This window comes from Trinickia sp. Y13 (assembly GCF_029522115.1).
Taxonomy (GTDB): domain Bacteria; phylum Pseudomonadota; class Gammaproteobacteria; order Burkholderiales; family Burkholderiaceae; genus Trinickia.
The window spans coordinates 378,766-391,716 of record NZ_JAKWFK010000002.1 but is presented as its reverse complement, the minus strand read 5'-3'; the positions used below and the strand labels follow the sequence as shown (position 1 = coordinate 391,716).

Below are 12,951 nucleotides of genomic sequence, written 5' to 3'. Positions count from 1 at the left end.
GCGTCTGCATGTAGCGTCTGCACCTACCTTCACCTTCATCGCTCAAAAGGGGCACTCGATGACCGACTCCACCGGCGGCAACCCGCCTTTCCCGGGCTTTCCGGGTTTTCCGCCCGCCGAAATGCTCGACAAGATGTGGGACATGATGCGCATGACACCGTTCGGCGCGGCGTTTCCCGGCATGCAGCCGGGCACGGCGCAAGGCTTCGCTTCGCCGCTCACCGCCATGTCGGAGATGATGTCGCCGCTCATGAACGTCGAGGAGCTCGATAAGCGCATCACCGACATGCGCGCCGTCGAGCAATGGCTCAAGCTGAACCTGAACATGCTGCAGTCGGCCATTCAGGCGCTCGAAGTGCAACGTGCGACGCTCGCGACGCTGCGTGCCTTCGGCGCGTTCGCGCAGGATGCGATGGCGCAGCCGGCCGAGGGCGCGAGCCAGGCCGGTGCGCGCGCGAGCGGTGCATCGCCGTGGAGCGCCGCGGCGAGCGGGGCCGGTGCGAGCGCCGAGGGGGCCAAGGGCGCGACTGCATCTGCAGACGCGCAACAGCCGCAGGCCAGCGCGGAGGCATCGGCAGGCGAGGGTGGTCCGGCGTTCGACCCGTCCGCATGGTGGAATTTGCTGCAGTCTCAGTTCAACCAGCTCGCCGCCTTCGCCATGACGCAACCGGGCGCGGGTGCGAATGCCGACGGCGAGGCCGCGGCGAGCGCGGGCGCAGCGAAGAAGAAGACTGGCGCTGCAGCGCGCGGGGCCAAGAGCGCAGCAGGGGGCGCCTCCACGGCGAGCGCGAAACCGGCGGCCAAGCGCGCGCCTGCGCGCAAGAATGGCGCGACGCCCGCTGCGGGACCGGAAGGCGGCGCGGGGCGCGGCGAAAAATGAGCGGCGCTCATATGCGCATGCTCTGCCGCGCGGCGCGTTCCTCTCGTTCGTCGCGGCCGCGGCACGCACCCTGCGAGGCGAAGTCGATGTTCTTTCCTACCGATCGCTCACGGTGAAGCTCGCGTTGGTCCTGATGGGCGGCGGCGCGCGGGCCGCCTACCAAGTCGGTGCGCTCAAGGCGCTGCACGATATCGCACGCGAGTTGGCGCCGAACCGGCGCGCGAGTCCGTTTACGATCGTGTGCGGCACGTCCGCCGGTGCGATCAATGCCGCGTCGATTGCGAGCCATGCCGACGACTTCGAATTGGGCGTGCGCCGGCTCGTCGATTTCTGGTCGAACATTCGCGCGGAGCAGGTCTACCGCACCGATTGGCGCGGCGTGGCTGCCGCCGGGGCGCGCTGGCTCGCGGCGATGAGCTTCGGCTGGGCGGTGCGGCGCTCGCCGCGGGCGTTGTTCGACAACAGCCCGCTCGCCGAATTGCTGCACGAGGCGCTCGATTTTTCGCGCATTGGCGAAATGCTCGATTCGCACGCCCTGCATGCGTTGTCGGTGACGGCGCTCAGCTACTCGAGCGGCCGGCATATGACGTTCTACCAAGCCGAGGAGCCGATCCAATCGTGGCGACGCGCCCAGCGCGGCGCGCGCATGGTGGCGCTCACGCCGGAGCATCTGCTGGCATCGGCGGCGATCCCCTATTTGTTTCCGGCGGTCCCGCTGGAATTGGACGGCTGCACGGAATATTTCGGCGACGGTTCGATCCGGCAAACCGCGCCGCTGAGCCCCGCGATCCACTTCGGGGCGCATCGGATCGTCGTGTTGGGCGCGTCGGCGCCCAGGCCCGAAGTACCGGCTGCGGCCGGCATCGAAAGCGGCTACCCGTCGCTGGCCCAGATCGGGCAGCAGGTGCTTGCCAGCGTCTTCCTCGATTCGATCGGCGCCGACATCGAGCGCATCGATAACATCAACCGCATGATTTCGTACCTGCCGCAGCACGTCGAGCCCGAGAGCGCATGGCGTCACGTCGAGGTGCTGCCGATCGCGCCGAGCGAGCGGATCGAAATTCTCGCGGCGCGCCATCTCAAGCGGCTGCCGGTCACGGTGCGAGGACTGCTCGGCGCCGTCGGCGGCAATCGCGCGGCGGGCGCGTCGTTTGCGAGCTACTTGCTGTTCGAGGCCGAGTTCGCCGCCGAACTGATCGAGCTCGGCTTTCGAGACGCGCTGGCCCAGCGCGGGCGGTTGGCCGAATGGATCGGCTCGATGCTCCACGGGGACGAAGCAGGTATGGCGCTCGGCGGGGCGGGCGGCGTCCGCGCACACGAGACCGGGGCCGGCGCCGATATCGAGCGCACGAACGACGATGGCTGAGCATGGCCAAAACCGTTGTTGCGGCGCGTCGGCTGGCCTTGCGCGGCCGGCGGCGTAAGCCGCGCATGCTATCATTCCAAAGATTTCGATCCGTGGGCGAATAGCGAAAAACCATGATCGCGGCAGGTCGTTGCGCCGCCGTCCGCCGGATACCGAAAGCGGCGCGGAGCGCGGCGCCGTGTTCGATCATCGCCAAGGCGCTTCGCGCCAGCCGGCGCCTTCAGTCATGTGCGAAGGCGTCGCCGTACGGGCGGCCTTGAGTTCGATCAATAAACGGACGCGATCGCCGCGTAAGATGCCGGTTTTCGCCGCGCACGCGGGTGCGACATACACGCACACGTGCGCGGCAATAGTCATACGAGTTGCAATGGGCAGACCAGGGGCGGGACCTATGAACACCATGCTTTATCCGGAACTTTACAAATCGCTCGAATCGGTCCGATGGGATATGGAGAAGGACATTCCCTGGGACAAATTCGACGCGTCGCTGCTGACCGACGAGCAGGCGACGACGATCAAAATGAACGCCATCACCGAATGGTCGGCGTTGCCCGCCACGGAGATGTTCCTGCGCGACAACCATCACGACAGCGATTTTTCGGCGTTCATGAGCGTTTGGTTCTTCGAGGAGCAAAAGCATTCGCTGGTCTTGATGGAATACCTGCGCCGGTTCAAGCCCGAGATGGTGCCGACCGAAGCCGAACTGCACGCGGTGCGCTTCGAATTCGATCCGGCGCCGCCGCTCGAGACGCTGATGCTGCATTTCTGCGGCGAGATTCGCCTGAACCATTGGTATCGCCGTGCCGCCGAATGGCACACCGAGCCCGTGATCAAGCACATCTACGAGACGATCTCGCGCGACGAAGCGCGTCATGGCGGCGCCTATCTGCGCTACATGAAGAAGGCCATGACGAACTTCGGCGACGTCGCACGCGCAGCCTTCGCGAAAATCGGCGTGCTGATGGCGTCGGCGCGCCGCACGGAAAAGCCGTTGCACCCCACGAACCTGCACGTGAACCGCGATCTGTTCCCGCGCGACACGATCCAATCGCGGCTGCCCGATCCGGAATGGCTGGAGCGCTGGCTCGACGAGCAAATCCGTTTCGACGACGGCTGGGAGAAGAAGGTCGTCGAGCGCATCTTGCACAACCTGTCGCTGCTGTTCGAGCGCACGTTCACGACGGCTCAGGAATTGAACCGCTATCGCAAGGAAGTCTCGGCGCGCTTGCAGCCGCCGGCGGCGGCCGAGCAGCATCAGCCCGCTTGATGCGCTCATGACCACTGCGGCTCCCGTCTCGTTCGAACGCAAGATCGTCACGCGCGAGGCGCTCGCTGCGCGACGCGATGCGCTGGCCGCGCCGGTCGTTTTCACGAACGGCGTCTTCGACATTCTCCATCGCGGTCACGTGACTTACCTCGCCCGCGCGAAGGCGCTCGGCGCGTGCCTGATCGTCGGCGTCAACAGCGACGCATCGGTGCGCGAGCTAGGCAAGGGGGATGATCGGCCGATCAATCGCGAGGACGACCGGATGGCTTTGCTCGCCGCGCTGGAAAGCGTCGACTGGGTCGTGCGGTTCGAGGAGCGCACGCCCGTCGAGTTGATTCGAGCGTTGCGCCCTGACGTGCTCGTCAAAGGCGGCGATTACGACATGGACGCGCTGCCCGAGTCCGCGCTGGTTCGCGGCTGGGGCGGCCGGGCGCTGGCCATTGCATTCGAGCATCAGCGTTCAACCACCGCGCTGCTCGAAAAGGTTCGCTCGCAGGCGGGGCGCGCCTAGCCGTCCCCGGGCAAGTCGCACGGGGGGCGGAGCGGTGCGCTACGGCGCCATTAGCTCTTATCCGTTATCCGTTACCTGCCGAGCGGCGCTGCCGCGATCGCGGGCGTTGGGTCAGGGCCGCCGATAACGGGCTGTTCGGCCGCGTCGGCTTCCGAGATCGGGCGCGTCTTCAGCCACTCGGGATGGACTTGGCGTTCCAGATGATAGGGTTCGCGCGGCCCCGACGCCGGCAGCGGGCCGAACATGCCGCTTGCCAATCCGAAAGCGATCAAATTGGCGAGAAACAAAATAGCGATTAGCCAACGCAACATCGTCGTGTCTCCAATTTCGACACCTACCGGTTCGGGTCTACTTCTCTTCGCATCCCGCTCAACGACGGCGCGCACTGTCTTCGGCCGCGATCAACGCAAGCCCCGAGAGCACGAGCGTGTCGTGGCGCGTATGCGGCACGTCTAGCGCGGCGGCCACCTCGTGAGCCGCGCCGCCGCCCACGATCAAGCGCACGTCTTGCTGCCATGCGCGACTGAGCTCGCGCCAGGCGCGTTCGATGAGCCCAGCTTGAGCCAGTAGGGCGCCGGCCGTCATCGCATGGCGCGTATCCGCGGCGAACCAGTGCTGCGCCAGCGCGTCGCCCACGAGCGTGCGCGCCGACTCGGCCGCGAGCGTCGGCAATTGCGCCGTATGCTCGCCCAAAGAGCGCATCATCAGCGACCACCCCGGCGCGATCATACCCCCGACGAAGCTGCCGTCCGCGGTGAGCGCTTCGAGTGTCGTCGCGGTGCCGAGCGTGGCGATCAAGAGCGGCTCGCCCGGGAACGCGGCATGGGCGCCGATGAGCCCAGCCCAACGGTCGCTGCCGAGCCGTTCCGGGACGCCGTAGCCGTTGACCACGCCGCATTGGCGCGCGCACGCGCGCACGAATGTGCGCGGCAGGCCCGGCCACCGCGCATCGAACAGCGCATGAAGGCGCTGCTCGACCATATCGCCCGCGACGTTGGAAATCCACGCCGCGCTCGGCCGAGGCAGGGCATCCCAGCCGGCTGCGGCCGCCTTCGAATCGATCGCAGCGGCCGCTTGCACTTGCGCATCGGGATGCTCGCCCGCCGCGCCGCCGCACCGCTCGCCGTCTTCGCTTTGCGGTTCGTGCGCGAACACGCCTGTGTCGAGGAAAGCGCCGTTCGGGGCGGCGAGCGCCCATTTGACCCGGCTATTGCCCGCATCGATCAGCAGGAACGGCGCACCGCCCTTCATGGCGCGTCCGTGGCAAGCCGCAGCGAGACATCGCCCGTCGCGATGGTTTGCACGCCGGTGCTGGTCGACAGCAGCAGTTGACCCGAACCGTCGACGCCCGTGGCGATGCCGCGAGCCAGTTCGACGCCTTTGTCCAGCAGCACGACTTCGCGATTCGCATACGCGTGACGGGCGTTCCAGCGGTCGACGAACGCGGCGAAACCTTGAGTGCCGAAGCGCTCGATCATGTCGGTCAGCGCTTTGACGACCACGGCCAGCGTATCGGTCAGATTCGCGTTCGGCAGCGCCTGCGAGAGCGCGGCCGGTTGCGTGGCGCGCGTTTGGGCTGGAACCTTCGCCGCGGCGGCGTCCAGTTCGGCTTCGAGCGCTTCGTCGCGGCGCACGTTGATGCCGACGCCGATGACGACGGCGCTGGCCGTATCCGTGCTCCAAGCCGTCTCGATCAGGATGCCTGCGAGCTTGCCGCCGTCGAGCAGCACGTCGTTCGGCCACTTGAGCGCGAATCGCTTGGCTTCGGCCGGAGCCAGGCGCGCGAGGCTTTCGACGACGGCGACGCCCGTGGCCAAACTGAGGCCGGCGAGTCCCGCGAGCGGCTGCGGCAAAACGCAGGCAAGCGAAAACGTCAAAGCGTGTCCGGGGGTCGTTCGCCAACTGCGGCCTTGTCTTCCGCGCCCCGCTGTTTGCCGGTACGCCGCGCGCACCGCGTGGACGCCCCAAGCGGTGCGCTCGCGCGGCAACGCCTTCATGCGCGCCATGAGGTCGCTGTTGGTCGAGGCCGTCTCGTCGACGATCTCGAGTGCGTCGGCCGCGATCGCCCCGGCTGCGCCGGCGCGTGCTCGCTCGCGATCGATGCGCCAGTCGTCGGATCGGCTATCGGCGTCGGCGCCTGGGCTCGGAGGAGAAAATGGGGTATCGGTCATGGCTGTATTGTAGTGAAGGCCGAGCGCGCCGGGTCGTCAACCGCGCGGCGCGCCCGAGCGGCCATGCGAAATTGCGCCGTCGCGCGCGGGCCGTGGTTCATCGCGCATGGGAGTGAGCGCGCAGCCCGCTACAATGCAATGGCCCCAGTTCCGTTCAACGTGAGGAAACGCCTTTCTTGAACTTCGACACTCCGCCCGGCCTGCAGATCGACACCAATAGCCGGGGTCCGCTCGTTACGCTGTCCGGCCAGTGGACCGCGCTGGCGCTTGCCCGCGACCGGGCGCGCGCGGGCGCCACCTCGCGCTTGGTGGCTTTGGCGCGCAGTGCGCCGGCGCAGTGGGACTTGTCGGCCGTCGAACGGATGGATCACGTCGGCGGGCAGGCGCTGTGGCGCGTGTGGGGGCGAAAACTGCCCGAGCAAGTCACGCTCACCGACACTCAGCGCGACATTTTCGCGCGTATCGCTTTGCTCGAAACGCAGCGCGAGGCCCCTGCGCCCGTCGTGCGTCTCGACGCCGTCACCGCGCTGGGCGGTTCGGTGCTCAGTTTCGGCAACCACGCCTATGGCGGCTTGACGATGTTCGGACGGTTCGTGCTCGACCTGCTGGCAGTGCTGCGGCGCCCGGCACGCGCGCCTTGGACCGAAATTTCGGCAAACGTCTACAACGCGGGCGCCAAAGCGTTGCCCATCACGGCGCTCGTTGCTTTCTTGATCGGCATCGTCCTGAGTTACTTGTCGGCGCAGCAACTGCGGTTGTTCGGCGCGAACCAATACATCGTCAACATCCTGGGGCTAGCCGTGATCCGCGAGCTCGGCCCGGTGCTATCGGCCATTCTCGTCGCGGGGCGTTCGGGCTCGGCCATCACGGCGCAGATCGGCGTCATGCGCGTGACCGAAGAACTCGATGCGATGCTCGTCATGGGCATCCCGCATGGGCTGCGGCTCGTGCTGCCGCGCGTCATCGCGCTATCGGTCGCGATGCCGCTACTCGTCATGTGGACCAATGTCGTCGCCCTTGCCGGCGGCGCGCTCGCCGCGCAAGTCGTGCTCGGCATCGACATGGCTTACTTTGCCCGCGCCCTGCCGAGCGTCGTGCCGATCGCCAATTTGTGGATCGGGCTCGGCAAGGGCGTAGTGTTCGGCATGCTGATCGCGCTCGTCGCCTGCCATTTCGGCTTTCGCATCAAGCCGAACTCGCAAAGCCTCGGCGTCGGCACGACATCGGCGGTCGTTTCCTCGATCACCGTCGTCATCCTCGCCGATGCGATCTTCGCCGTGCTGTTTCAGAACGTAGGCTTATGACCGCGCCGCTCTCCGCCGCCGTGCGCAACCGTCCGCTGCCGGCGATCGCCGAGCCGGTGATCGGGGTGCGCGATTTGACCAAGCGCTATGGCAGCGTGCTCGTGCATGAGCACTTGAACTTCGAGGTGCGGCGCGGTGAAGTCGTCTCGATCGTCGGCGGATCGGGCTCGGGCAAAACGACGCTCATCCGGCAGATCCTCGGTCTGGAGGCGCCCACTTCGGGCACGATCGAAGTATTCGGTCGCGACATGTCGACGATCGACGAGCAAACGGCGCGCGTCATGCGCAGCCGCGTCGGCATGTTGTTTCAGCATGGGGCGCTGTTTTCGTCGATGTCGGTCTTCGACAACATCGCTCAGCCGATCCGCGAGCTTGGCCGCGTGCCGCCGCCGCTGTTGCAAGACATCGTCATGCTCAAGCTCGAAATGGTGGGGCTGCCGTGCAAACATGCATCGCAAATGCCCGCCGCGCTCTCGGGCGGCATGGTGAAGCGCGTCGGCATCGCGCGTGCGCTTGCGCTCGAGCCCGAATTGCTGTTTCTGGACGAGCCGACGGCGGGGCTCGACCCGCAGGCCTCCGAAGATTTCGTCGAACTGATCGCCACGCTCCATCGTGCACTCGGCCTCACAGTGGTGATGGTGACGCACGATCTGGACACGATGACTTCGCTATCGACGCGGGTGGCGGTGATCGCCGATCGGCGCGTGCTCGTGGCCGCGCCGATCGAGGAAGCAGCCGCGGTGGACCATCCGTTCATCCGCGAATTTTTCCTCGGCAGGCGCGGGCGGCGGGCGCTGCAGGCGCTGCCGCCCGAACGCCGCGCCAAGCTGCCGCCGGCCGCGCTCGAATCGGCGTCGGCCGAGGTGCAGATATGACGCGATGAAGCGCCGCTTCCGGACGCCTCGCGCAACGACGGGAACCCAAGCGAATGGAAAACAAATCGCATGCATTCTGGGCTGGACTCTTCACCATCGGGCTTGGCGTCGCCATTGCGCTCACGGTCGTGTGGTTCAACCTCGACCGCGCCGTGCGCGTGCCTTACGACCTGATTTCGCACACGAACGTGACGGGGCTCTCGACCGATGCCGACGTACGCTATCGCGGGCTGGCGGTGGGCAAGGTGCAGTCGATTCGCTTCGATCGTGCGCACCCGGGAACGATCGTGATTCGCATCCTCGTCGACAAGAACGCGCCCATCACGCGTTCGACGTTCGGCAGTCTAGCCCTGCAAGGGGTCACGGGGCTCGCCTTCGTGCAACTCGACGATACGGGCGCAGATCTTGCCCCGGTGCCGACATCGCCGAAAGACGTGGCGCAATTGCCGATGCGCCCGGGTTTGCTCGATCAGTTGCAACAGCGCGGGGACGCGCTGCTGAGCGAATTGCAAAACGTTGCCGCGCGCGCGGACGCACTGCTGTCGGATCAGACGCGCGTGCAACTGATGGCCACGGCGGCGAGCTTGCAGCACGCGGCCGACGCCGTGACCACGCTCGCGCAGAAGGCCGCGCCCGCTGCCGAGCAATTGCCGGGCACGTTGAACGCGCTTTCTCACACGCTGGCGTCGACGGACACGCTGGTTGCGACTTTGTCGTCTCCGAGCGGCCCGCTCGTTTCGAACCTGAACAAGATTGGCGCGGCCGCCGATCGCGCCGGCGGCGCGCTGGCGACGATGGATGCATCGGTTCAGGACGTGACCTCGCGCTTGGACGGCGAAACGCTGCCGCGCGTGAATGCGCTCGCAACCGACGTGAGCGGTGCGGCGCGCTCGTTCGATCGTGCCGCCAACGTCTTCAGCACGAGCCCGCGCAGCGTGCTGTTCGGCGTCGCGCGTGCGCGGCCGGGTCCCGGCGAACCCGGTTTTGCGTGGCCGCGCCAAGGCGACGCGCAGACGCATCGTTAAACGGAAAAGGATCCGAAGCACATGGCACGTTCATTCGACATTACGACTCGGTCGCGAAGCGGTAGCGGTAAGTCGGGTCGCGCCGCCGCGCCGCGCTCGCGCCGCGCGATATGGGCGCTGGCGCGCTCGCTCGCGGCGGCGGCATGCATGCTGACTGCGGGCCTCGGCTTGTTCGGGCCGATGGCGGGCTGCACGCTGGGGTTGCCCCAGGCCGTCTCCGACATTCGCTACGACTTCGGGCCGGCCCCGGCCGACCTCGCGTCCAATGCCGGCGCGTTGCCGCCGATACGGTTGTTCGACGTACGCGCTCCGCGCGCGCTCGAAACAGACGACATTTTGTACCGCATGAGCTATGCCGATCCGCGGCAGACGGCGACCTATGCGAACAGTCATTGGACGATGCGCCCGGCCCAGTTGTTGAGCGAGCGCGTGCGTCACGCGCTCGCCGCGCACGGTGCGGTTCTCGGCGGCGGCCAGGCCGCGCAGGCGCCGCAACTGACGATCGATCTCGAACAGTTCGAGCAGGTGTTCGACAGCGAGGGGCAGAGCCATGGCGCATTGACGGCGCGCGCGACGCTCTTGAAAGACGGCAAGGTGATCGCGCAACGCACGTTCGTTGCGCGTGCGCCGGCGAGCATGCCCAATGCCGCGGGCGGCGCGCATGCGCTCGCAACGGCGAGCGACCAATTCGTGGCCCAACTCGCCACGTGGCTCGGCATTGAAGCGGGGGCGCTCACGCAGTGAGCGCGCTGCGCGGATAAGCATGATGACGGGCTGGGCATGCATGCGCACAAGCCCAGTGCGAGCCCATCGCTCAGGGCCATGCGCAGCAAGGCTTCAGCGCCCGCGAGCGTCGCTCGCTATAATCGGCCGGGTTTCCCATCCGACTAGCGCCCAATGGCGACGCGGCGCGCGAGCCGTGCGCCGCGATGGGCGATCGCGTCGGCGGGCCCGGCTCAACCAGACCTCCTACCGAAGACCATGGACTCCTTCTACAAGTACCACGTCTTTTTTTGCTTGAATCAACGCGACCCTGGTGCCGAGAGGCCCAGTTGCGGCCGGCGCTGCGACGCCGAAAAGATGCTCGATCACGCCAAGAAGCGCGTGAAGAAACTCGGTCTCGCCGGTCCCGGCAACGTGCGCATCAACAAGGCGGGCTGCCTCGATCGGTGCGAGCAAGGCCCGGCGATCGTCGTCTATCCCGAGGGCACCTGGTACACCTACTTCGACGAAGCCGACCTCGATGAAATCGTCGATTCGCACCTGAAGGAGGGCAAGATCGTCGAGCGCCTGCTGATCGATCAGCCTGCCTGAGCCACCGAGTTTCGCTGCCTCATGAACGTTCACACGAAAAAATTCCTGATCGACGGCCCCGTCGGCAAGATCGAGGTCGCGTTCGATGCGCCCGAGAGCGAGCCGCGCGGCATCGCGCTCGTCGCGCACCCGCATCCGCTGTTCGGCGGCTCGATGGACAACAAGGTCGCGCAGACGCTCGCGCGCACGCTCGTGCAATTGGGCTACGCGACCTATCGCTCGAATTTTCGCGGCGTGGGGCAGACCGAAGGCCAATACGACGAGGGCGTGGGCGAGCGCGAGGACTTGCTTGCCGTCCTCGCGCACATGCGCGAGCAACCGGGGCACGCATCGTTGCCGCTCGTGCTCGCGGGTTTCTCGTTCGGCACCGCCGTGATCTCGCACGTCGCTCGCATGCTGGCCGAGCGTGGCGAGGCCGTCGAGCGCATGGTGTTCGTCGGCACCGCGGCGAGCCGCTTCGAGGTGGCGGCCGTGCCCGAGAACACGCTCGTCATTCACGGCGAACAAGACGAAACGGTGCCGGTCGCCTCCGTGTTCGACTGGGCTCGGCCGCAAGAGCTGCCCGTCGTCGTGATTCCGGGCGCAGAGCATTTTCTGCATCGCAAGCTCCATATCTTGAAGCGGATCGTGATCGATGCTTGGCGCTGAGCCGGCAATACGCTGACGATTGAGCGGCCCTTGACGGTTGCGCCACGCCTTGCGCGCCGTCAAAAAGCCCGTTTTCGAGTAGACGCGCCGCGTATAATGGGCGAAATTTTTTTGCGCGCCGTCTCGTCGATGCGCCCTGCAAGTGCGATGCGTAGGGCGCATGTCGGCTTACGGAGCGAACGACGCGAACCGAATCGCGCGCCAAGAGTCAAACCGGCGCCGCGCTGGCCGCGTCGCTCGCGTACCGTTCGCCCGATGGGCGACGAGAACCGCCTATCGGCGGCAGGCACATCCCGCTGGTGCATGCACCGCGCCTCGTTTTTCTGCACGAAATCGATCTATGCGTTCTTCCTCTTTCGGCCCTGCGTCGCTCACATCGTCTTTGGTCCCTTCCTCGCTGCAACGCTCGGTGAGCGTCGCCGCGCTCGTCGCCGCAACGCTCGCGGGCGGCCTCGCCTATGCGCCGGCGGCTTCGGCCCAAGTGCCGCCGCCCGCCGTGACAGCGCGCTCGTGGGTGCTCGTCGATGCGACGAGCAATCAGGTGCTCGCTTCGGGCAATGCCGACGAACGTGTCGAGCCTGCCTCGTTGACCAAGCTGATGACGGCCTATCTCGTCTTCGAAGCGTTGCAAACGAAGAAGATTTCGATGGATCAGGTGGTCACGCCCAGTCTGGCCGTGCGGCGCGTGCGCAACGACGAATCGCGCATGTTCATCGAGGCCGAGAAGCCCGTCACGGTGCATGATCTCGTCTACGGCATGATCGTGCAGTCGGGCAACGATGCGGCGATCGCGTTGGCCGAACTCGTCGGCGGCAGCGAAGCGCATTTCGTCGAGATGATGAATACCGAAGCCCAGCGGCTCGGCATGAAGGGTACGCACTACGCCGATGTGAACGGCATGCCCGATCCGCAGCACTACACGACGGCCGCCGATCTCGCGGTTCTCTCTGCGCACCTGATTCGCGACTATCCCGAGTACTACCAGATCTTCTCGGTCAAGGATTTCACCTACAACAAGATCAAGCAGCCCAACCGCAATCGGTTGTTGTGGCTCGATCCGACCGTGGATGGCTTGAAGACGGGCCACACGCAGGCCGCCGGCTACTGTTTGATCGCTTCGGCCAAGCGTCCGCTACCGGGGGTGCCCGATGCGTCGCGCCGTCTCGTCAGCGTGGTGATGGGCGAGCAAAAAGAGCATGAGCGCGTCCAAGACAGCATGAAGATGCTGAACTACGGCTATAGCGCATACGACACCGTGCGCTTGTTCAAGGCGAACCAGGCCGTGCAGACGCCGCGCGTCTACAAAGGTGCGGCCGACGCCGTGCAAGTGGGCGTGAAGAGCGATCAGTACATCACCGTGCCGCGCGGCATGGGCGAGAAGGTCAAGCCGCAGTTTGCTCTGACCGAGCCGCTCGTTGCGCCGATCGCGAACGGCCAGCAAGTGGGCACGGTGCAGATCGTGGCCGACGGCAAAACGCTCACGCAGTTCCCCGTGGTGGCGTTGCAGGCGGTGCCTCAAGCGGGCATCGGCGGACGCATTTGGGATTCGCTCTTGCTCATGTTCAGCAAGAAGAAGTGATGGAGGTGTGA

Annotated in this window: 14 protein-coding genes; 11 read left to right on the top strand and 3 right to left on the bottom strand. The window is 66.3% G+C overall.

The window, feature by feature from the left end; translation table 11 throughout:
• The first annotated feature begins 58 nt into the window (after window positions 1-58).
• From MMB74_RS04895 to rfaE2, 4 genes are all read left to right on the top strand, one after another.
• Window positions 59-880: a PhaM family polyhydroxyalkanoate granule multifunctional regulatory protein gene (locus MMB74_RS04895; protein ID WP_277427467.1), complete on the top strand. Its 822-nt coding sequence runs from the start codon at window positions 59-61 to the stop codon at window positions 878-880.
• 112 nt (window positions 881-992) lie between these two features.
• Window positions 993-2,246: a patatin-like phospholipase family protein gene (locus MMB74_RS04890; RefSeq protein ID WP_277427466.1), complete on the top strand. Its 1,254-nt coding sequence runs from the start codon at window positions 993-995 to the stop codon at window positions 2,244-2,246.
• 391 nt (window positions 2,247-2,637) lie between these two features.
• The gene (locus MMB74_RS04885) at window positions 2,638-3,513 is read left to right on the top strand and encodes a ferritin-like domain-containing protein (protein WP_277427465.1); all 876 of its coding nucleotides are present in this window, start codon (window positions 2,638-2,640) and stop codon (window positions 3,511-3,513) included.
• 7 nt (window positions 3,514-3,520) lie between these two features.
• On the top strand, window positions 3,521-4,024 hold the full coding sequence (rfaE2, locus tag MMB74_RS04880; RefSeq protein ID WP_277427464.1) for a D-glycero-beta-D-manno-heptose 1-phosphate adenylyltransferase: 504 nt from the start codon (window positions 3,521-3,523) through the stop codon (window positions 4,022-4,024).
• 71 nt (window positions 4,025-4,095) lie between these two features.
• Here rfaE2 and MMB74_RS04875 read toward each other — a convergent pair whose 3' ends face one another.
• From MMB74_RS04875 to MMB74_RS04865, 3 genes are read right to left on the bottom strand one after another with little or no spacing between them, the layout of a single operon-like run.
• Window positions 4,096-4,335, bottom strand: a complete 240-nt coding sequence (locus MMB74_RS04875; RefSeq protein WP_277427463.1) for a hypothetical protein — start codon at window positions 4,333-4,335, stop codon at window positions 4,096-4,098.
• Between the two features lie 58 nt (window positions 4,336-4,393).
• Window positions 4,394-5,275: a type III pantothenate kinase gene (locus MMB74_RS04870; RefSeq protein ID WP_277427462.1), complete on the bottom strand. Its 882-nt coding sequence runs from the start codon at window positions 5,273-5,275 to the stop codon at window positions 4,394-4,396.
• On the bottom strand, window positions 5,272-6,195 hold the full coding sequence (locus MMB74_RS04865) for a biotin--[acetyl-CoA-carboxylase] ligase (protein ID WP_277427461.1): 924 nt from the start codon (window positions 6,193-6,195) through the stop codon (window positions 5,272-5,274). Before MMB74_RS04865 ends, MMB74_RS04870 begins: the two co-directional genes overlap by 4 nt.
• A 176-nt stretch (window positions 6,196-6,371) precedes the next feature.
• On the opposite strand from MMB74_RS04865, the gene MMB74_RS04860 reads away from it, so the two are divergent.
• From MMB74_RS04860 to MMB74_RS04830, 7 genes are all read left to right on the top strand, one after another.
• Complete coding sequence (locus MMB74_RS04860; protein WP_277427460.1) at window positions 6,372-7,499, top strand: ABC transporter permease; 1,128 nt, start codon at window positions 6,372-6,374, stop codon at window positions 7,497-7,499.
• A complete protein-coding gene (locus MMB74_RS04855) occupies window positions 7,496-8,374 on the top strand; it encodes an ATP-binding cassette domain-containing protein (protein WP_277427459.1) in 879 nt (292 codons plus the stop codon). The genes MMB74_RS04860 and MMB74_RS04855 overlap by 4 nt, the downstream gene beginning before the upstream one ends.
• 53 nt (window positions 8,375-8,427) lie before the next feature.
• Window positions 8,428-9,399 (top strand): MlaD family protein, encoded by a 972-nt coding sequence (locus MMB74_RS04850; protein ID WP_277427458.1) that lies wholly within the window; start codon window positions 8,428-8,430, stop codon window positions 9,397-9,399.
• Between the two features lie 21 nt (window positions 9,400-9,420).
• Window positions 9,421-10,143 (top strand): ABC-type transport auxiliary lipoprotein family protein, encoded by a 723-nt coding sequence (locus MMB74_RS04845; protein WP_277427457.1) that lies wholly within the window; start codon window positions 9,421-9,423, stop codon window positions 10,141-10,143.
• Between the two features lie 237 nt (window positions 10,144-10,380).
• Complete coding sequence (locus MMB74_RS04840) at window positions 10,381-10,713, top strand: (2Fe-2S) ferredoxin domain-containing protein (protein WP_277427456.1); 333 nt, start codon at window positions 10,381-10,383, stop codon at window positions 10,711-10,713.
• Window positions 10,714-10,734: 21 nt separating this feature from the next.
• Window positions 10,735-11,361: an alpha/beta hydrolase gene (locus tag MMB74_RS04835; RefSeq protein ID WP_277427455.1), complete on the top strand. Its 627-nt coding sequence runs from the start codon at window positions 10,735-10,737 to the stop codon at window positions 11,359-11,361.
• Window positions 11,362-11,701: 340 nt separating this feature from the next.
• On the top strand, window positions 11,702-12,940 hold the full coding sequence (locus MMB74_RS04830; protein ID WP_277427454.1) for a D-alanyl-D-alanine carboxypeptidase family protein: 1,239 nt from the start codon (window positions 11,702-11,704) through the stop codon (window positions 12,938-12,940).
• Window positions 12,941-12,951 lie beyond the last annotated feature (11 nt).

Coding starts and splice junctions, on each gene's coding strand:
- MMB74_RS04895 (WP_277427467.1), top strand. CDS start 59: ATGACCGACTCCACCGGCGGCAACCCGCCTTTCCCGGGCTTTCCGGGT.
- MMB74_RS04885 (WP_277427465.1), top strand. CDS start 2,638: ATGAACACCATGCTTTATCCGGAACTTTACAAATCGCTCGAATCGGTC.
- rfaE2 (WP_277427464.1), top strand. CDS start 3,521: ATGACCACTGCGGCTCCCGTCTCGTTCGAACGCAAGATCGTCACGCGC.
- MMB74_RS04875 (WP_277427463.1), bottom strand. CDS start 4,335: ATGTTGCGTTGGCTAATCGCTATTTTGTTTCTCGCCAATTTGATCGCT.
- MMB74_RS04870 (WP_277427462.1), bottom strand. CDS start 5,275: ATGAAGGGCGGTGCGCCGTTCCTGCTGATCGATGCGGGCAATAGCCGG.
- MMB74_RS04865 (WP_277427461.1), bottom strand. CDS start 6,195: ATGACCGATACCCCATTTTCTCCTCCGAGCCCAGGCGCCGACGCCGAT.
- MMB74_RS04855 (WP_277427459.1), top strand. CDS start 7,496: ATGACCGCGCCGCTCTCCGCCGCCGTGCGCAACCGTCCGCTGCCGGCG.
- MMB74_RS04850 (WP_277427458.1), top strand. CDS start 8,428: ATGGAAAACAAATCGCATGCATTCTGGGCTGGACTCTTCACCATCGGG.
- MMB74_RS04845 (WP_277427457.1), top strand. CDS start 9,421: ATGGCACGTTCATTCGACATTACGACTCGGTCGCGAAGCGGTAGCGGT.
- MMB74_RS04840 (WP_277427456.1), top strand. CDS start 10,381: ATGGACTCCTTCTACAAGTACCACGTCTTTTTTTGCTTGAATCAACGC.
- MMB74_RS04835 (WP_277427455.1), top strand. CDS start 10,735: ATGAACGTTCACACGAAAAAATTCCTGATCGACGGCCCCGTCGGCAAG.
- MMB74_RS04830 (WP_277427454.1), top strand. CDS start 11,702: ATGCGTTCTTCCTCTTTCGGCCCTGCGTCGCTCACATCGTCTTTGGTC.